Source organism: Streptomyces sp. NPDC041713 (assembly GCF_055591085.1).
In genome coordinates, this window is the sequence record NZ_JBVIZY010000007.1 from 306,324 (window position 1) to 325,961 (window position 19,638).

Annotated in this window: 14 protein-coding genes; 12 read left to right on the top strand and 2 right to left on the bottom strand. The window is 68.2% G+C overall.

What is annotated here, in order from left to right; all coding sequences use genetic code 11:
• Positions 1 to 90 precede the first annotated feature (90 nt).
• The 4 genes from ACZ6CV_RS23530 (at position 91) to ACZ6CV_RS23545 (ending at position 5,946) form a co-directional block, all read left to right on the top strand.
• Positions 91 to 1,359: an AAA family ATPase gene (locus tag ACZ6CV_RS23530; RefSeq protein WP_469252673.1), complete on the top strand. Its 1,269-nt coding sequence runs from the start codon at positions 91 to 93 to the stop codon at positions 1,357 to 1,359.
• Positions 1,359 to 2,042: an RloB family protein gene (locus tag ACZ6CV_RS23535; protein WP_469252674.1), complete on the top strand. Its 684-nt coding sequence runs from the start codon at positions 1,359 to 1,361 to the stop codon at positions 2,040 to 2,042. The genes ACZ6CV_RS23530 and ACZ6CV_RS23535 overlap by 1 nt, the downstream gene beginning before the upstream one ends.
• Before the next feature lie 69 nt (positions 2,043 to 2,111).
• Positions 2,112 to 4,730 carry a type I restriction-modification system subunit M gene (locus ACZ6CV_RS23540; protein WP_469252675.1) on the top strand — a complete coding sequence of 873 codons (2,619 nt, stop codon included), beginning with the start codon at positions 2,112 to 2,114 and terminating at the stop codon, positions 4,728 to 4,730.
• Positions 4,720 to 5,946 carry a restriction endonuclease subunit S gene (locus ACZ6CV_RS23545; RefSeq protein WP_469252676.1) on the top strand — a complete coding sequence of 409 codons (1,227 nt, stop codon included), beginning with the start codon at positions 4,720 to 4,722 and terminating at the stop codon, positions 5,944 to 5,946. The genes ACZ6CV_RS23540 and ACZ6CV_RS23545 overlap by 11 nt, the downstream gene beginning before the upstream one ends.
• A gap of 75 nt (positions 5,947 to 6,021) precedes the next feature.
• Here the strand turns inward: ACZ6CV_RS23545 and ACZ6CV_RS23550 are convergent, their stop codons facing one another.
• Complete coding sequence (locus ACZ6CV_RS23550) at positions 6,022 to 6,243, bottom strand: DUF397 domain-containing protein (RefSeq protein WP_469252677.1); 222 nt, start codon at positions 6,241 to 6,243, stop codon at positions 6,022 to 6,024.
• Positions 6,236 to 7,030, bottom strand: a complete 795-nt coding sequence (locus ACZ6CV_RS23555) for a helix-turn-helix domain-containing protein (RefSeq protein WP_469252678.1) — start codon at positions 7,028 to 7,030, stop codon at positions 6,236 to 6,238. Before ACZ6CV_RS23555 ends, ACZ6CV_RS23550 begins: the two co-directional genes overlap by 8 nt.
• 164 nt (positions 7,031 to 7,194) lie before the next feature.
• Between ACZ6CV_RS23555 and ACZ6CV_RS23560 the strand changes: the two genes are divergently transcribed.
• The 8 genes from ACZ6CV_RS23560 to ACZ6CV_RS23595 all read left to right on the top strand — a co-directional run bounded on the left by ACZ6CV_RS23560 (position 7,195) and on the right by ACZ6CV_RS23595 (position 19,601).
• The gene (locus ACZ6CV_RS23560) at positions 7,195 to 7,455 is read left to right on the top strand and encodes a hypothetical protein (RefSeq protein ID WP_469252679.1); all 261 of its coding nucleotides are present in this window, start codon (positions 7,195 to 7,197) and stop codon (positions 7,453 to 7,455) included.
• Positions 7,455 to 7,865, top strand: a complete 411-nt coding sequence (locus ACZ6CV_RS23565; protein ID WP_469252759.1) for a hypothetical protein — start codon at positions 7,455 to 7,457, stop codon at positions 7,863 to 7,865. Before ACZ6CV_RS23560 ends, ACZ6CV_RS23565 begins: the two co-directional genes overlap by 1 nt.
• A 94-nt stretch (positions 7,866 to 7,959) precedes the next feature.
• The gene (locus tag ACZ6CV_RS23570; RefSeq protein WP_469252680.1) at positions 7,960 to 11,562 is read left to right on the top strand and encodes a type I restriction endonuclease subunit R; all 3,603 of its coding nucleotides are present in this window, start codon (positions 7,960 to 7,962) and stop codon (positions 11,560 to 11,562) included.
• 5 nt (positions 11,563 to 11,567) lie between these two features.
• On the top strand, positions 11,568 to 12,344 hold the full coding sequence (locus tag ACZ6CV_RS23575; protein ID WP_469252681.1) for a M48 family metallopeptidase: 777 nt from the start codon (positions 11,568 to 11,570) through the stop codon (positions 12,342 to 12,344).
• A 185-nt stretch (positions 12,345 to 12,529) separates the two neighbouring features.
• Positions 12,530 to 13,483: a serine hydrolase gene (locus tag ACZ6CV_RS23580; protein ID WP_469252682.1), complete on the top strand. Its 954-nt coding sequence runs from the start codon at positions 12,530 to 12,532 to the stop codon at positions 13,481 to 13,483.
• A 164-nt stretch (positions 13,484 to 13,647) separates the two neighbouring features.
• Complete coding sequence (locus ACZ6CV_RS23585; protein ID WP_469252683.1) at positions 13,648 to 17,409, top strand: ABC transporter ATP-binding protein; 3,762 nt, start codon at positions 13,648 to 13,650, stop codon at positions 17,407 to 17,409.
• A gap of 168 nt (positions 17,410 to 17,577) precedes the next feature.
• Positions 17,578 to 17,985, top strand: a complete 408-nt coding sequence (locus ACZ6CV_RS23590; protein WP_469252684.1) for a hypothetical protein — start codon at positions 17,578 to 17,580, stop codon at positions 17,983 to 17,985.
• 110 nt (positions 17,986 to 18,095) lie between these two features.
• Entirely contained in the window at positions 18,096 to 19,601 is a 1,506-nt protein-coding gene (locus tag ACZ6CV_RS23595) for an aminopeptidase (RefSeq protein WP_469252685.1), read from the top strand.
• Positions 19,602 to 19,638: the final 37 nt, after the last annotated feature.

Sequence of the window (19,638 nt, forward strand, 5' to 3'; positions counted from 1 at the left end):
TATCTTTCGCGAGGTCGCGGACGTCCCAGGACGGGCTCATGTCAGAACCGCCGACTACGCTGAGCTCGGAGAATCGGAGAGGAGGACAGCGTGCTGCTGAGGTTCCGTGCCGCGAACGTGCGATCTCTGCGCGAGGAGCAGGAACTGTCCTTCATCGCACCTGAGGAGGAACCGGAAGGGGCGGCGAACTCGCTGGAGCTCGCGGGAGGCGACTCCGTAGAGGTATATCCCCTGCTCGGCATCTTCGGCGCGAACGCGTCAGGCAAGTCGAATGTCCTGGCCGCCATGGGCGACATGCGCGACGCAGTCCTCAACTCCTACGCGCACTGGGCCGCGTACGAAGGCATCAAACGCAATGTCTTCGCCCTGAGCCCCAAGAGCGAGGGCGAACCATCCTTCTTCGAAGTCGACATCATCATCGACTCGGTCCGCTGGACGTACGGTTTCGAGCTCGGGCCCACACGAGTCGAGTCGGAATGGCTGCACAGCTACCCGCGTGGTCGCCGCCAGGAGTGGCTTGACCGCGATGCCTCGCGTGCGGATGCTTTCAAATGGCCGGGCGGACGTGTCCGTGACAGGGCCCAACTCGTGCGCCGCACGCGCCCGAACGCCCTCTTGCTGTCCACGGCGGGTACGGACAACCACCCGCAGCTGTCCCCCCTGTTCCACTGGTTCCGGCGCAATCTGTGGATGATCAATCCGGAGGACGACCGACCCCAGCGCGAGAAATTCACCACCCGTGAACTTTCGGGCGAGAGGGCACTGCGCATCCGGGAGCTGCTCCGTGTGGCCGACCTCGGCATCACCGGTGCGGAGATCGTGCAGGAGGGCCCCGGGCAGCAGGGGGTGAAGCTGACACACCGTTCGGCGGCCGGGGATGTTCCCTTCGACTGGCAGGCCGAGTCGTTTGGCACACGCTCCTGGTTCGCCCTTCTGGGCCCGATGCTCCTGGCCCTCGACGAGGGCGCGGTTCTGCTCGTGGACGAGCTCGACGCGAGTCTGCATTCGCGCTTCGCCGCAGAGGTCATCCGGCTCTTCCACGACCCGCAGGCGAACCCGAACGGGGCCCAGCTGGTCTTCACGTCGCACGACGCGACGGTCCTCACCACGCCGATCGGCGAGCGGCTCCTTGCCCCAGGCCAGGTGTGGCTGACGGAGAAGGACAAGGAGGGGGCGACGACCCTCTATCCGTTGACGGACGCCGACCCGGGCAAGGACGAGGATCTGACCCGGTCCTATCTGGCCGGTGTCTTCGGCGGCGTGCCCTCGCTGCTGGAGGGCCAGATCGCTCGGCGGGCTTACGCTGCCCGCGAGTTCGGTGCGTACGAGGAGATGGCCGACCAGGTGGGGCAGGACTGATGGCGCGGGGGGACCGGGGCAAGGACTCGCTGAAGCGGTCCAAGGGGGCCGGGCGACGCAGACGCGAGGTCTACGTCTTCACCGAGGGAAAGGAGACCGAGCCCTCCTACTTCGACATCATCACGGACGACGAGAACTGCGTCCGCAAGGACCCAGGGCTCCAGGTCGTCCTGCACATCGAAGAGCGGAACCGCAAGAGCCACCGCAAGCCGCTCGATCTGGTGGAGAAGGCCGCCCGGCTCAAGCGAGAGGTCACTCGCGAGGCCAAGCGGGCGAAGCTGAAGTCGGCGATGATGCCGCAGGTGTGGTGCGTCTTCGACCACGACAAGTACCCGTATCTCGCAGAAGCCATGAAGCAGGCCAAGGAGGCCGGTGTCGAGGTCGCTTTCTCGCACCCGTGCTTCGAGGTGTGGCGCCTTGCCCACTACCGTCCGGTGAGCGGAATGTTCTCCGGGGTGTGCGGCGAGGCCGCCAAGCGGCTGCCGTTCACGCCGGGCTCACAGGACGCGGAGAACTCCAAGGTCGTTCTCCCGCACCAGGTCCTGAAGCGCTTCCAGAAGGCGAAGGACAACGCCGAGCAGATGAACGCTCAGCATGGCCCGCACGTGGCCAAGATCGACCGGGACCCGTACACGGACATGCACATCTTCGTGGAAGAGGCTCTCGGGATCTCCTCGTACTGACGGATTTCAGTGCGGACCGGGGAGGGCCATAGTGTTGGCCGGTCATCTCAGGTCGTAGGGAGTCGGTACGTGGCCAAGCTCACGCTCGCCCAGCTGGAGCGGCACCTTTTCGCCGCTGCGGACATTCTCCGGGGCACGATGGACGCCTCCGAGTACAAGGACTACATCTTCGGTCTGCTCTTCCTGAAGCGGGCCAATGACGAGTTCGAGGCGGCGCGGGAGGAGATCAAGCAGTACGCGGCGAAGGAGCTCCGCCTCGAAGGCGAGGACCTGGACACCTACCTGGAGCGGCCGTCCGAATACCGCCAGCGCGATGTGCTGTTCGTGCCGGCTGAAGCCCGCTGGCAGATCATTGCGGCCGCTGCCTCCAACATCAATGAGAGCGCCTTGCGTCCCGCGCTTCAGCTCCTCGAAGGGCAGAACGACAAGCTCAAGGGGCTCTTTGACCACCTCGACTTCAACCGCATCGGCGGATCCGGTGTCGCCTCGGGCGCGGCCAAGCTCGCCGACCAGCGGCTCAGGCTGCTCATCGCGCACTTCGGGCGTATCCGGCTGCGCACGGACGACTTCGAGTTCCCTGACCTGATCGGCGCCGCGTACGAGTACCTGATCAAGGAGTTCGCGGACTCGGCGGGCCGTAAGGGCGGTGAGTTCTACACTCCGCGTGCTGTGGTCCGCATGATGGTCGAGCTCCTAGCCCCGACGCAGGGCATGCGGATCTACGACCCGTGTGTCGGCTCGGGAGGCATGCTGATCCACGCCAAGGAGTACGTGGAGGAGCACGGCGGTGATATCTCGAACATGTTCTTCGCCGGCCAGGACGCGAACAGTGGCTCCTGGATCATGTCGACGATGAACATGGTCCTGCACGGCGTGGGCCGCTTCGATCTCACGACCGGCGACACTTTGGCGCACCCCACGCATGTGCCGAAGTCTGACGCGGACCGCTTCGACGGGGTGCTCAGCAACCCGCCGTTCTCCATGGACTACGTCCTCGAAGAGCTGGCACACCGGACCGAGCGAACGAAGTACGGGGCGACGAGCGAGCGCGGCAAGGCCGACCTGATGTTCCTCCAGCACATGCTGTGGGAGACAAAGCGGGAGGGGCGCGGTGGCATGGTCATTACGGTCATGCCGCACGGGGTGCTGTTCCGGGGCGGCGGTGAACAGGCCATCCGTACGCAGCTCTTGGACGACGACGCGGTTGAGGCCGTCATCGGTCTGGCTCCGAATCTCTTCTACGGGACGGGCATCCCGGCCTGCATCCTGGTGCTGCGCCCGCCGGGGAAGCGGACGAACAAGGGCGTTCTGTTCATCAACGCGGACCGGGAATTCCATGCGGAGCGCGCGCAGAACGTCCTGCTGCCCGAGCATGCCGAGAAGATCGTGTCCACGTTCCGCTCGTGGGCGGAGGTCCCGGGGTTCTCCCGGATCGTGAGCCGCGAGGAACTGGCCGCCAACGACGACAACCTCAACATCCGCCGCTACGTGGACAACACGCCGCCGCCCGAGCCGCAGGACGTGCGGGCCCACCTGGTGGGTGGGGTGCCGCGCGCGGAGATCGAGGCGAAGAAGCCGCTGCTCGACGCGTACGGGATCGGGGTCGGAGACCTGTTCGTGGAGCGGGAGCCGGCGGACCCGGCGTATGTGGACTTCCGGAGGGAGGGCGAGCGGCCGGACATGGGCGAGCTGGCCCGGCCCCGGGAGGAGGCGTTGCGGGAGGCGTTCGCCGCGTGGTGGGCGGCGGAGGCACGGGAACTGGAGGCGGTGGCCGCGACCAAGGAGTCTCTGGCCACGTCGACGGCCTCGGAGCGGAAGGCCGCGCTGATGCGGGTACGGGCGTCGCTGATGAAGTCGTTCGTGGAGCGGTTGAGCGAGGTCGGGCTCCTTGACCGGTATGCGCTGGCGGGGGCGGTTGCCGGGTGGTGGTACGAGGCCAAGTACGACCTGCTGGCGCTGTCCGAGAACGGTTTCAAGGGCGTGATCGACGGCTGGGTCGAGAACGTGGAGACGATGCTGGCGCCGGAACAGGACCCCCGTACGCGGAAGCTGCGGAAGCGGACGGCGGCCGAGCGGCGCCAGGCGTACGACCACAAGGTGGTCGCGGCGATCGCGCCCGACTTCTTGGAGGAGCTGGCGAAGGCGGACGCGAAGAAGGCGGAGCTGGACGCGCGGCTGAAGGAGCTGGAGGGGCGGGTGCCGGGTTCCTCGTCCGAGGGGGAGGGCGACGAGGGTGAGGGCGAGGCCGCCCCGGACGCCGAGGACGCGGTAGACATCGAGGAAGTTGCGCTCTCCGTAGAGGAGTTGGCGAAACTGCTGACTGAGATCGCCGCCGTGAAGAAGGCCCGTACGAAGGCGAACGCGACGATCAAGCGGCTTGAGGGGGAGTTCTGGTACCAGCCGTACCCGAGCGACCCGCCGAAGCTGGGCGAGGAGCCGCCCCGCTTGTTCCGGGCGCGGGACGAGCTGGGGGAGGAAGGGCGACGCCGGGTGGTGCTGGACCTACTGCGGGATGACCTGGCGGCGAAGCTGGAGGGTCATGTGGTGCGGTGGCAGCGGGAGTTGGCGGCGTCTTATGAAGTGTGGGAGCGGAAGTATGGGGTCTCTTTGCGGGAGATTCGGGAGGGGCGGGAGCGGGCTGAGAGGGAGCTGGACGGGTTTTTGAAGGAGCTGTGCTATGTCGGATGAGGTATGGCCGACGCTGCCGCTCGGCGATGTCCTGGCTGAGCCGATCCGTAACGGGTTCTCGCCCGCTGAGAGTGAGCCGTGGACCGGGGTGCAAATGCTGGGCCTGGGCTGTCTTTCACCGGATGGGTTTGTACCTGTCCAGCTGAAGAATGCCCCCTCGTCGGTGAAAGAGACACACTCAGCTGCCCTTCAGGATGGCGACCTATTGGTTAGCCGTGCGAACACCCGGACCCTGGTGGGGTTGGCAGGAATTTACCGGGACGTTGGAACCCCCTGCATTTATCCGGACCTGATGATGCGTCTTCGACCGGCTGATGAGTACCTGACCGGATTCCTGGAGATCGTGCTGCGCTGGCCGCGCACCCGGCGGAGCATCATGGCGATGGCTCAGGGAACCTCGGAGAGCATGGTCAAGATCTCTGGTGAGACCCTCCGCCGACTCCGTGTTCCTCGCCTTCCACTGGAGATGCAGAGGCGGATCGTTGAGGTGATCGGCAGTGTCACAGAGTTGGAGCGTGACATTGAGGCGTCGATTGCCAAGCTGCGCAGCGTGCGGCAGGGGGTGTTGCTGGCATCGTTGGAATCCATTGCCCACAAAGAGCCTTCGCCGGGTTGGATTCGTGTGCCGCTCAAGGATGTCGTTCCTGCGGCCGAGTACGGGATCTCCGAAGCGCTCGACAGGGATGCTGGCGGTGTTCCTGTGTTGCGTATGAACAACATCCAGGGCAGCCGCGTCGACGTGGGCGAGCTTCGGTATTGTCCGGTGGCGGTTCCCGAAAGGCTTTATCTCCGCCAGGGCGACGTCCTGTTCAATCGGACCAACAGCATCGATCACATCGGTAAGGCAGCGCTGTGGCGTGACGAGCTACCAGGAGCGACCTTTGCGTCGTATCTGGTGCGCCTGAATCCGAATGTGCGACGGGTTCTCCCCGAATACCTCGTCGAATGGTTGATGCACCCCGTGATCAGGCAGCGGGTTCGGGCTATCTCCACCGTTGCTGTGCAGCAGGTGAATGTGAATCCGTCCCGGCTGCGGAACATGGAGATCGATCTGCCGGAATCGCTGGATGAGCAGAGGGAGATTATCGCCACGCTCGAAGCCTGTGATGCGCAGATTGCCCGTGAGTCGGAGGAGTTGGAAAAGCTCCGCAAGCTGAAGCAGGGGCTCGTGGATGACTTGCTCTCCGGACGAGTCAAGGTGGCGATGGCGGCCTGAGGTCGGGGCACGTCCCTGGGAGGGCAGGTTCGGAGAGTGTGACGCAGGGGTTGTCACGCTCGCCGAGAGGGGGTGTCAGTTGGTGAGGTGGCCGGTCTTGAGCGCCGTGATGAACGAGGACCAGCCTGTCGACGGGAAGACCAGTGCGGGGCCGTGCGGCACCTTGGAGTCGCGGACCGGAATGCCGGTGGGGTGGTTGTCCAGGACCTCCACGCAGCTCCCCCCTTCGCTGCCGCTGTAGGACGACTTCCGCCAGCCGTTCAGTACGGCAGCGTCTGGGGTGTTGTGGCTAGTCACAGTTCTCATAGTCCTTCGCTGTTGCCCGCAACAAGGCGAGTGATTGCTTCAGCGGCAGTGCATCGCTCAGTGCGTGATCGTAACGAGCTTGCAGCTGGTGGACCATGGAGGGGGAGTCATGCACCTTGCCCATGCCCACCCCTTCGCTGTACGCCACGGGTGGCTGGTCCTCGAACCAGAGCAGTGTGAGCATGCTTTCCAGCAGTGGATGGAAACCCAACGTGAGCGGCAGCACGTGTACACGCACGCGCCCTGACTCCACCAAACCCACAACGTGCCGTAGCTGCTCCGCCATCACCCCTGGGCCACCGACGACCCGACGCAGCACCGCCTCATCAAGCAACGCCCACACTACGGGCCGCACCGGATCCTCCAGGATCTTCGCGCGGTCCAGGCGTGTGACAACGAGCCTGTCACATTCCTGTTCACTCACAGGAGGGAACGACGTGCCCAGAACCGCACGCGCGTACCTCTCCGTCTGGAGGATGCCGGGGATGAACGACAGGGCGAACTCCCTGATCATCGTCGCCTGTTGTTCGAGTTGCAGCGCCGTCTCGAAGTACTCGGCCACCGCCATGTCGTCGTCCGGCAGGAAGCTGCTCAGTACATTCCCCGTGCCCAGCGCCCTGTCGAGCCGGCGCGCGTCCTCCTTGGAAGGGATCCGGCGCCCCGCCTCGATGTGCGCGATGTGCGAACGCGTCATGAGTGCCATGTCGGCCAGCTCCTGCTGTGTGAGCCCAGCCGCTTCCCGTTGGTCCCGCAGCCATTCCCCATAGATGTTACTCATCGTCAGCTCCCGTGTGACAGGCGCTTTGTCACGCGCTTCCCCCTGGTGAGGGTAGTCCGGGACGTCTCACTCTGTGAGTGGATCGCTACACAGAGGTGCGTAAGCGGTGCTGCGACCTTCATGGCCGGCCCGCACGCAAAGGCCCTCACTCAGGAGTTGAAGACGTGTTGCGCCGTATCACCCGCCTTGCCGAGCCGCTGTTGCGGTACGTCTGGCCCGCATCCGGGCGTCACCGCCACCCCCTCCCGTACGACACCACCCTGCGCGGCGAGGACAATCCCCTCATCCGCCCCTACCTCCTTACCTACGAGCAACGCGAGGAGGCCAAGCGTCAACGCTCCCGCCGCCGCGCCCTGTGGCTCGCCGTGCATGGCGTCGACGTAGGACCCCGCCACATCCACGGCATCGAGGTGGCCGCCGCGTGATCGCACACGAGGCCCCCGAGGCCTCCTCCATCAGCACGACGGCCCCTCGCCTCCTCCCCTGGTCCAACTCCGACAGCAACCCCTGCTACCTCATCGGTGACGGAACCGGTCACATCTCCCGTATTGCCGACAACATCGAATCCATCCAACTCGGCATGGCTGACGAGCTCCTAGGACACGCCGCCGATCTGACCGACGACACGAAGGCCACCGTGCCCCAACTCTGCTACTTGGCCGCCCGCATGGCCGAGTCCCTGCGAGACGTGACCCGGATCGCCCGAAGCCGCGGGGCCCGCCTCCCCGTACCCGCGTACGACGACGACTCCGAAGCGGAGGGCGACGAAGAGGAGGGCGACGAAGAGGAAGAGGAGGACGAGGAGAGAGAAACGGACCGAGGCCGCACCAGCTGAGCCCCGGATACCCCTCCCGCACCCCGCACCCAAAGCGCACAATGGACCACCAGGGCGTTTGTGCGAAGAGAGGCGCGGGTTCACGGTGGCACAGGTGGAGCGGGACGAGGTGGAGCGGCCGTTCGTCGCGCAGTTGAAGGCCATGGGGTGGCAGCACCAGTCCGGTGCGGACGTCGGCACGCTCGACGCCGGCATGCCGCTGCTCAAGAGCAAGCTGGCCGACGCGCTGCGGCGCATCAACCTCCGCGCCGCCGACGGGGCATCGTGGATGGACCGCGATGACATCGAGCGCTCCATCCAAGAGCTCGCCTCCGTCCCGCTCGGCCAAGGCGTCTTCACCGCCAACCTCGCCGCCACCGACCTCCTGCTCAACGGGCACGTGCTCAACGCGCCTTCCGCCGGGCACGGCGGCCCCTCCGCCACGGTGCAGTACGTCGAGTGGGCCCCGGACCGCGTCGACGCCAACGACTTCACGGTCGTCGACCAGCTCCGCGTCATCAACAGCTCCGGTGAGCTGTCCATTCTCGACATCGTCCTCTTCGTCAACGGCATCCCGCTCGTCGCCGTCGAATGCAAGAGCCCTGATCTGGCCGAACCTGTCCGTGAGGCCGTTCTCGATCTGCGGCACTACGCGGGCGATCCGCTCGACGAGGACGATGACGACGTTCGGGCAAGCGCCGAGGTGACGGCGCCCGCCGAGGTGCCCGAGCTCTTCCGGACCGTACAGCTCCTCGTCGCCGCCACCGGTGACACCGCGCACCTGGGAACGATCAGTTCCACCCCCGCACACTTCCACCCCTGGCGCAGCGTCCAGCCGGAGGAAGAGGGCGTATTGCGGGGGGAGTTGCGCGAAGCCGAGTTGGTCGCGACCGGTGACGACAGAAGTTCCGACCGCCCTCGGCCTCTCACCGAGCAACAGAAGCTCGTCGGTGTCGTACTGCGTCCGGCGGCGCTGCTCAACGTCGTACGTCACTACATCATCTCGCTGCCCGTCGAGTCCGATGACGGAGCTGTACGGCTCGTCAAGGCCGTGGCCCGGCACCAGCAATACCGCGCGGCTGAGAAAGCCGTACGCAGGCTGCTGACCGGCAAGACGCGGCGGGAGACCGGCGACGAGGACGAGCGCGGCGGGGTCATCTGGCACACCCAGGGCTCCGGCAAGAGTCTGACCATGACGTTCCTGGTGCGTCGGATCCATCTGCATCCCAGGCTCAGCCAGTTCATGGTCGTGGTCGTCACCGACCGGACTCAATTGCAGCGTCAGCTGACGCGGACGCTGAAGCTCAGCGAGTCCGATGTCGAGACAGCCACCACGCGCACGCAGTTGGAGGGGCTGCTGAGGGACGGAGGGCCGCGCGTCGTCTTCGGGATGATCCAGAAGTACGGTGCTGGTCTGACCTTCTCCGGTGAGGCCGAATCGGAGGCCGACGACCGGAACCTCGTAGCGGAGTTCGAGCAGGCCAAGAAGTCGAAGAAAGCCAGGAGGAAGGGCAAGGACAAGAAGCGGGAACCCGAGTTCCCCGAGTGCAGCACCTCGTCCGATGTCCTCGTACTCGTCGACGAGGCCCACCGCTCGCACACCAACTACCTGCACGCCGCCCTGCGCAAGGCGATCCCCAACGCCGCGAAGATCGGCTTCACGGGAACGCCCATCGTCACCGGTCGGGAGGAGGACACCCGGCGGATTTTCGGGCGCGGGGATTCCGAACGGGGCTTCCTCGACGAGTACCGGATGGAGGACGCCGAGCACGACGGTGTCGTTGTCCGCATCCGCTACGAAGGGCGCACCGGCGAGGGCGAGGTCCGGGACGGGGCGAGCCTCGACCGGAACTTCGACGACTTGGTGCGGGACCGCAGCCCTGAGGAGCGGGCAGCTCTGCTCAGACGCTGGCCCACCGAGCGGGACGTTGCCGAGTCCGTGCCAATGATCGCGGCGAAGGCCGACGACATGCTGGAGCACTGGGTGACAACGGTGTTGTCCAGCGGGGGCTTCAAGGCTCAGGTCGCGGCCGTGAGTCGTAAGGCGGCCGTGCAGTACCACCACGCGTTGCGGGCGGCGCGCGACCGGCTGCTTGCCGAACTCGACGGCTACGACCCGGAGTCCGTGGCTGGTATCCCGCTGGAGAAGCTCGGAGGGCGGCTTCGGTATCTCCATGAGGCGTACCGCTTCCGGTCGCTGCTTCGCCGTATCGACTTCGTGCCCGTCATTTCGTCGAGTGCCGACGACAAGCGCGGCCGGTGGGCCGAGTGGACCGACGGCAAGCGGCAGGAGGCCTACATCGAGCGCTTCCAGAAGGGGTTTCCGCAGCCGGCGCCGGAGCCTGAGTGGGTGGCAACGACGCCCCTGTACCCGCCGCCCACGCCGAGTGACGGGCACAATGGCGGAGGCTCGGGGAGCGGCAACTCTCCCTGGTCCGAAGCCCCGGCAGGTGGCCAGGAAGCCCAGCGGCGGACCGTTCCCGACCCCGTGCACCCGGAAAGCCCCATCGCCTTCCTGATCGTGAAGTCCATGCTGTTGACGGGATTCGATGCCCCACGAGAGCAGGTGCTTTACCTGGACCGGCCGATCAGGGACGCCGAGCTGCTTCAGGCGGTCGCCCGCGTCAACAGGCCGTACCCGGGCAAGGGAATCGGGTACGTCGTGGACTACTACGGCGTTTTCGGGCATCTCACCGAGGCGTTGCGCGGATACCGGAACGCCGACGTCGACGACACCATGCGCAGCATGTCCGAAGAGGTCGACGCCCTGAAACCGGCTGCCGACACCGTGCGTGCGTTCCTGCTCCGGAACGGCGTCACGGACGCGGACCTGGCCGACCCCGTCCGGCTGCGGGACGCCCTGGCGCGGTTCGACGCGGAAGACGTCCGGTTCGGCTACGACGAGGTCCTGCACGCCTTCCTCGCCACCATGGAACGCGTGCTGCCCCACGAAGAGGCTCTCAACTACGTAGCGGACGCCCGACGGTGGGCCCTGTTGCAGAAGCGCATCCGTCGCCTGCACCGGGACGGCGAGGGCGGGACCTTCACGATGCGTCGCTACGGCCGCAAGGTCCGGGCCATGATCGCCGACCATCTGGAGGGGCCCGAGATCGAGCAGGCGATCCCGCCGGTCTCGATCGCTGCGTACGGCTTCGACGACGCGGTACGCCCATTGCCGGCCAAGGACGCCGCGGCCGAGATGGGGCACGCGCTCCGTTTCCACCTGGAGGAGCGCGTCAAGCGGGAGGACCCCGAGAAGTACACCCGGCTCTCCCAGCGGCTCGAAGAGATCCTGCGGGAGATCCCCGGCCGCTTCGAGGAACAGGTGGAGAAGTTCGGGGAGCTGATCGACGAGGCCAGGCAGGAGGACGAGGAGGACCCCGCGCTCGCCGGTCTCTCTCCGCTGGAACAGAAGGTCTACCGCCTGGTGGAGCAACTCGTGGCGGACAGCCCCGGTATCCGGCAGACGGAGGACGACGTCCGGCCGCTCGTGACCGCGGTCTGTGACACAGCAGCCCACATCATGGCCAAGGCCTCGTACCAAGGGCAGCACCAGGACATCACGAATCTCGCCAGTGCCCTCCACACCGACTTGCTCAGGGGAGGACTGAGGCCCGCAGGAGGCGACTGGGCAGCCTTGGAAGCGGCGGCTCAGCGACTCGCCGCGTACGCGCAGGACAACCGGCCGCGATTCCTGGGCAGGGCCCGGGGAGAATAGAGGGTGTGACCGTCCTCGCCGAGAACCAGACCGCTCCTGTCGACGGTGAGCTGCTCACCGTCGACGGCTTGGCCCTGCGGATGCGGGTCAGTCCGCGCAGGAAGAGGTTCGCACTCACCGTCACCCCCGACGCCAGGCTCGTCCTGCACGTGCCCCAGGAGCGTACGGTCTGGGAGGCGGAGAGCTTTGTTCGAGGACACCGGTCGTGGCTGGTCACCAAGCTTGCGGAGCGGGAGCGTGTCCGGTCGGTCAACGCGGCGAAGCGGCTGATCGACGGGGAACTTTTCCGCTATCTCGGCAGAACGTACCGGCTCGCTCTTTCGGATGGGGAGGAGCCGGATTCCCGAGTTCGGCTCGTGGCGGGGCGGCTTGTCATGGGACAGGCTGCCGCCGAGAACCCGGAGGTGGGCCGGGCTGCGTTGGTCGACTGGTACTGCCGGACGGGCCGGGCATGGGCGCGGAACCGGCTCCAGCCCTGGGCGGCACGGATGGGTGTGGTCGAGCCGAGCCTTGAGGTTCGAGACCTCGGACAGCGGTGGGGTTCCTACCGGGCGCCGGGCAGAGCGGGACAGCCGGGTGTGATCAGTCTCGGATGGCCGCTCTTCCAGCTCCCCATGCACTTGATCGACTACGTCATCGCGCATGAGCTGGCGCATGTCGCTGTCCCGGGCCATCGCGCGGATTTCTGGCGGCTCGTGCGGATCGCCTTGCCGGAGTACGAACAGCGCAGAGCGGATCTGGACGAGCTGGGTCGACGGATGTGGATGGGAGAGATCGCGTAGCTCTTGCTGCGGATATTCGCGCCGACGCATCTGGGCTGAGCCAGCGGCCCGCGAAGCTGGACTGGATGCCGTGAGCCTTCGCACACATTTCCCGTTTTCGTGCAACTTTTCGCCATCATGGGTGAGTCAAGTGGGGCGAGTGGGCCGTAAGCGCACTCGTTTCGCACCAGGGGATGGGAAGCTCCATGACTCACCGGACATCCGGTATATACAGCCGTGCCTGCATATCCAGGCGTGCTCGCGTCCTTTCGGTGGGCCTCACCGCCGGGATGCTCCTGCCACTCGCCGTGGCCGCCACGCCTGCCACCGCCGCCACGGCCCCGAAGCCGGCCTGCACCTCCGCGCAGCCCGGCCTGGCCGCCAAGCTCGGCAAGGACATCGCCGCCGCCCTGAAGAACCGCAAGGGCACGGTCGCCGTCGGCCTCCACGACCGCACCACCAACACGACCTGCACCCTGCGTGCGACCACCTCGTTCGACTCGGCGTCCGTCGTCAAGGCGACCGTCCTCGCCACGCTCCTGTGGGACGCCCAGAAGAGCCGCCGGTCCCTCACGTCCCGCGAGAAGTCCCTTGCCACGGCCATGATCACCAAGTCGGACAACGCGGCGACCAGCACGCTGTGGCGCCAGCTCGGCGTGACCAAGGTGAAAGGTTTCCTCAGGGCGGCGAAGATGACCGGGACCGTGCCCGGCTCCGGCGGCTACTGGGGGCTCACCCGCATCAACGCCGCCGACGAGCAGAAGCTCCTCGCCCTGATCACCGGCAGTAACGCCGTCCTCACCGACGCCTCCCGCGGGTACCTCCTCACGCTGATGGGCAAGGTCGTCCCCTCCCAGCGCTGGGGCACCCCCGCGGGCGCGCCCTCCGGCGTCGCCATCCACGTCAAGAACGGCTGGCTGCAGCGCGCCACGCACGGCTGGCGGGTGCACAGCATCGGGGCGTTCAAGGGCGGTGGGCACGACTACACGTTGTCCGTGCTCACGCACGGCAACAGCACGATGAACTATGGCGTCGCCACGATTCAGGGCGTGGCCAGGGCGGTCCACAAGGACCTCGCGCCCCGGGCTGCCGCGGCGGCCGGCGGGTACGCCCCGACGATCACGCCGCGTGAGGCGTTTGTGGCGGTGCCCGGCGCCTGAGCCGCCCGGCTGCGGCTTCGTCGTTGCTTGTCGCGCCCACGCGGCGGAGCCGCACATGTCACAGCCCCGCGCCCCTTGAGGGGCCCGGTTTGTTGCGGCGGGATGAAATCCGTCCGGTCCGACGTTGGTGCCTTCCGGCAGGGAAGACGACTGGGAGGCACCGCGTGACAGAGCAACGGGGCTGGGCGAAACGGCTCACCGGATATGCGTGGCGGTATCCGAAGGACGTCGTGCTCGCGCTCGGCTCCTCGCTCGGCGGCATGGCCGTGATGGCCCTCGTACCGCTGATCACCAAGGTGATCATCGACGACGTCATCGGCGACGACGGCCAGGGCGGCGGCCGCTCCATGGGCCCCTGGGCCGGCGCGCTGATCGGCGCCGCCCTCGTCGTCTACGTCCTCACCTACATACGCCGCTACTACGGCGGCCGCCTCGCCCTCGACGTGCAGCACGACCTGCGCACCGAGATGTACGGCACCATCACGCGGCTCGACGGGCGGCGCCAGGACGAGCTGTCCACCGGACAGGTCGTCGGCCGCGCCACCAGCGACCTCCAGCTCATCCAGGGCCTGCTCTTCATGCTGCCGATGACCATCGGCAACATCCTGCTCTTCGTGATCTCCCTGGGGATCATGGCGTGGCTCTCGCTGCCGCTCACCCTCGTCGCCCTCGCCGTCGCTCCCGCCCTGTGGGTCATCGCCCGCCGCTCCCGCTCCCGCCTGCACCCCGCCACCTGGTACGCGCAGGCCCAGGCCGCCGCCGTCGCCGGAGTCGTCGACGGGGCCGTCAGCGGTGTCCGCGTGGTCAAGGGCTTCGGCCAGGAGGAGCAGGAGACCGGCAAGCTCCGCGAGGTCGGACGCAAGCTCTTCGCCGGACGGCTGCGCACCGTCCGCCTCAACTCCCGCTACACGCCCGCCTTGCAGGCCGTCCCCATGCTCGGTCAGGTCGCCATGCTCGCCCTCGGCGGCTGGCTCGCGGTCAAGGGCGACATCACGCTCGGCACCTTCGTCGCCTTCTCCACCTACCTCGCCCAGCTCGTCGGCCCCGTGCGGATGCTGGCCATGGTCCTCACCGTCGGCCAGCAGGCCCGCGCCGGCGTCGAGCGCGTCCTCGAACTCATCGACACCGAGCCGAGCATGACGGACGGCACCAAGGAGCTGCCCGCCGACGCCCCGGCCACCGTCGAGTTCGACGACGTGGGCTTCGCCTACGAGGACGACCGCCCCGTCCTCGACGGCCTCTCCTTCGAGATACGCCCCGGCGAGACCCTCGCCGTCGTCGGCTCCTCCGGCAGCGGCAAGTCCACCGTCTCGCTGCTCCTGCCGCGCTTCTACGACGTCACCCACGGCGCCGTCCTCATCGGCGGCCACGACGTGCGCGAGCTGACCCTCGACTCGCTGCGCTCCGCCATCGGCCTCGTCCCCGAGGACTCCTTCCTCTTCTCCGACACCGTGGGCGCCAACATCGCCTACGGCTTCCCGGAGGCCACCCGCGAGCAGATCGAGACGGCCGCGCGCGCCGCCCAGGCCCACGGCTTCATCTCCGAGCTGCCCGAGGGGTACGACACCACCGTCGGCGAGCAGGGCCTCACCCTCTCCGGCGGCCAGCGCCAGCGCATCGCGCTCGCCCGCGCCATCCTCACCGACCCCCGCCTCCTCGTCCTCGACGACGCCACCTCCGCGGTGGACGCGCGCGTGGAGCACGAGATCCACGAGGCCCTCAAGCAGGTCATGGCAGGCCGCACCACGCTTCTCATCGCCCACCGCCGCTCCACCCTCGGCCTCGCCGACCGCATCGCCGTCCTGGACGACGGACGCCTCGCCGACCTCGGCACCCACGAGGAGCTGGAGGAGCGCTCCGCCCTCTACCGGCGGCTGCTCACCGACCCCGACGAGCTCGGCGGCGTCTCGCCGGGCCACGCCCTCCCCGCCGACCTGCCCGAGGACACCTCCCTGCGCGAGGAGCTCGACGCCGAGTTCGACGCCGAGCGCGGCATCACGCCCGCCCTGTGGACCGGCGACCGCGAGGCAGGCGGCAAGGACCCGGCACTCTCCGGGATGCCCTCGACCCCCGAACTCCTCGCGCAGGTCGAGGCGCTGCCCCCGGCCACCGACACCCCCGGCATCGACGAGGCACGTGCCGTCACCCCCGAGACGTCGTACGGGCTGCGCAGGCTGCTCGCCGGCTTCGGGCGGCCGCTGCTGTTCAGCCTGCTGCTCGTCGCCGTCGACGCCGGCATGGGGCTGCTGCTCCCGGTCCTGATCCGGCACGGCATCGACGAGGGCGTCAACCAGCTCGCCCTCGGCGCCGTCTGGGCCGCCTCCGGGCTCGCCCTCGCCGCCGTCGTCGTGCAGTGGGCGGCGCAGACCGGCGAGACGCGGATGACCGGACGCACCGGCGAGCGGGTCCTCTACTCGCTGCGCCTGAAGATCTTCTCGCAGCTCCAGCGGCTCGGCCTCGACTACTACGAGCGGGAGCTGACCGGGCGGATCATGACCCGGATGACGACCGACGTCGACGCGCTCTCCACCTTCCTGCAGACCGGCCTCGTCACCGCGTTCGTCTCCGTCGTCACGTTCTTCGGCATCATGGTCGCCCTGCTCGTCATCGACGTGCAGCTCGCCCTCGTCGTCTTCGCGACGCTGCCGCTCCTCGTCGTCGGCACGTACTTCTTCCGCAAGTCCAGCGTGAAGGCGTACGAACTGGCGCGTGAGCGCGTCTCCGCGGTCAACGCCGACCTCCAGGAGTCCGTCGCCGGGCTGCGCATCGTGCAGGCCTTCCGGCGCGAGCACGCGGGCGCCGAGCGGTTCGCGGCGAACAGCGACAGCTACCGCCAGGCCCGCATCCGCGGTCAGTGGCTGATCTCCGTGTACTTCCCGTTCGTGCAGTTCCTGTCGTCCGTCGCCGTCGTCGCCGTGCTGATCGTCGGCGCGGGCCGGGCCGAGGCGGGCACGCTGACGACCGGCGCGCTCGTCGCCTACCTGCTCTACATCGACCTGTTCTTCGCCCCCGTCCAGCAGCTCTCCCAGGTCTTCGACGGCTACCAGCAGGCGACCGTCTCCCTCGGCCGCATCCAGGAGCTGCTCCAGGAGCCGACGTCGACGCGGGCCGCGGACGAGCCGGCGGAGGTCCTCTCGCTGCGCGGCGAGATCGTCTTCGAGGACGTGGACTTCGCCTACGCGGCCACCGGTGAGGGCGCCCCCGAGGAGGCGCTCAGCGACGTGCGCCTGCGGATACCCGCGGGCCAGACCGTCGCCTTCGTCGGCGAGACCGGCGCGGGCAAGTCGACGCTGGTGAAGCTCGTCGCCCGGTTCTACGACCCGACCGGCGGCCGGGTGACCGTCGACGGCGCCGATCTGCGCACCCTCGACCTCACCTCGTACCGCCACCGCCTCGGCGTGGTGCCGCAGGAGGCGTACCTCTTCGCGGGCACGGTCCGCGACGCCATCGCCTACGGGCGGCCCGACGCCACCGACGCCCAGGTGGAGGCCGCCGCCCGCGCGGTCGGCGCGCACGACATGATCGCCACCCTGGACGGCGGCTACCTCCACGAGGTGACCGAGCGGGGCCGCAACCTCTCCGCGGGGCAGCGCCAGCTGATCGCGCTGGCCCGCGCCGAACTGGTCGACCCCGACATCCTGCTCCTCGACGAGGCGACGGCTGCCCTCGACCTCGCCACGGAGGCGCAGGTCAACCAGGCCACCGACCGCATCGCGGGCCGCCGCACCACGCTGGTCGTCGCTCACCGCCTGACCACGGCCGCCCGCGCGGACCGCGTCGTGGTGATGGACCACGGCCGGGTCGCGGAGGACGGCACGCACGAGGAGCTCCTCGCGCTGGACGGACGGTACGCGCGGCTGTGGCGGACGTTCGTGGGGGAGCCCGTGGAGTCCGTGGAGGCGGTCCGAGGACCGAGCGGGTTCTGAAAAGGGCGGGGGACCCCGCAACCGCACGGGCCGCGGCCTGCGTCCGTACATCAGTACGTGGACACCCGTACGTCAGTACGTGAAGTGTCAGTACGGTGCGTCCGTACGTTCGGCAGGCAAGGACGTCCGTGCGTGAAGGGTGATGCAGGCGTGGTGGGAGGGACAACTGTGAGCAGTGGTCGCGGCGAAGGCCGCATACGGCGGCGGGTGGCGCTCGGCACCGCCGTGCTCGCCGCCGCCGTCCTGCTCGCCCTCACGGGCCCCGGCACCGCGTCCGCGGAGGCCGCCACCGGCGGCTGCGCCGGCCGCAAGGTGCGCTCGCTCTCCTTCGTCACCGGCCGCGTCGACGTCTTCAAGAGCCGCGGTTACGTGTGCGCCATGGCCGTCGCCAGGCACACCGGCGCCCGCAAGACCATGTCCGTCAGCGTCAAGGCGCGCGGCGGCAGGCCCGACCGCGACAAGGGCCGCTACACCCACCACGCGGGCCCGGTGACGGTGCACGCCGGTCACCGCTGCGTGTGGGTGAAGGGCCAGATCGGCAAGCGCGGGGTCAGTTCGGGCTGGATTCTCTGCTGACGTCCGACCTGTGCCGCACCCTCCCTCGTGCGGCCCGGCAACTCCCCCTGGTGCGGATTCAGTTGCTCCGTTAGGTTCCGGGGCATTGCTGTGTCGACAGGGGAGGGTGCATGCGCAAGGCGCTCAGATGGCTGCTGTCGCTCGTGGTGCTGATAGGCACGGTGGGCGTGGCCGGAGCGACGACCGGGACAGCGGCCACCGCCGCGGAACCGGGCGGGACCACAGGGGCCGGCGCCAAGAGCGCGGCCGCCACCGACATCAAGGACAGGCTGCTCGCCATACCCGGCATGAGCCTGATCGAGGAGAAGCCTTCCCCAAGCTCTCAACTCCGTTCGAGCAGGGGAGACCCCAATCCGGGGTACCGCTTCTTCGTCCTCAACTACACCCAGCCGGTGGACCACCGGCACCCGTCCAAGGGCACCTTCAAGCAGCGCCTCACGGTCCTGCACAAGGACACCGCCCGCCCGATGGTCTTCTCCACCGGCGGCTACAGCGTCTCCACGCGCCCCGGCCGCAGTGAGCCGACGCAGATCGTCGACGGCAACCAGGTCTCCATGGAGTACCGCTTCTTCACGCCCTCGCGTCCCGATCCCGCCGACTGGACCAAGCTCGACATCTGGCAGGCCGCCAGCGACCAGCACCGCATCTACCGGGCGCTCAAGCCGATCTACGGCAAGAAGTGGCTGGCCACCGGCGCGTCCAAGGGCGGCATGACGGCGACGTACTACGAGCGGTTCTACCCGCGCGACATGGCGGGCATCGTCTCCTATGTGGCCCCCAACGACGTCGTCGACAAGGAGGACTCGGCGTACGACAAGTTCCTCGCGGGCGTCGGCCCCAAGGAGTGCCGGGCCAGGATCCAGGCGGTGCAGCGCGAGGCGCTGGTGCGCAGGGAACCGCTGAAGGCGAAGCTGGCGGCCCTCGCCGAGGCGGAGGGCTACACCTTCAAGACCGTCGGCACGCTGGACAAGGCCTACGAGGCCGTCGTCATGGACCTGGTATGGGGCTTCTGGCAGTACCAGCCGGCCGCCACCGCCTGCGGTGAGATCCCGGACCCGGCGACCGTGACCGACCAGGCGCTGTTCGACTACGTCGACGCCGTGGGCGGCTGGTCCTCCTACGCCGACCAGGGACTCGAGGGCTACACGCCGTACTACTACCAGGCGGGCACGCAACTCGGCGCGCCCACCATCAAGCAGCCCTGGCTCGGCGACCTGAGCCGCTACGGCTACCAGCCGCCGCGGAACTTCGTGCCGCGCGACATCCCGATGACGTTCGACAAGCGGGCGATGCCGGACGTCGACCGCTGGGTGCGGCACAACGCGCACCAGATGATGTACGTGTACGGGGAGTTCGACCCGTGGGGCGCCGAGCGGTTCCGCCCCGCGCGCGGCGCCAAGCACGACAGCCACGTCTTCACCGCGCCCGGCGCCAACCACGGCGCGAACGTCGCCCAGCTCGTCCCGGACCAGAAGGCGAAGGCGACGCAGCGGATCCAGGCGTGGGCGGGGGTCGCCCCGTCGGCGTCCTCGTCGAAGGCGGGCAAGCCGCTGGCTCCGTACGACACGAAGCTCGACAAGCGGGACGTGCGCAAGGAGTCGACGCTGAGGCCGTGAGGCCGTGACCCGGCGGGCGTGCTGTAGGGGTCCGCGG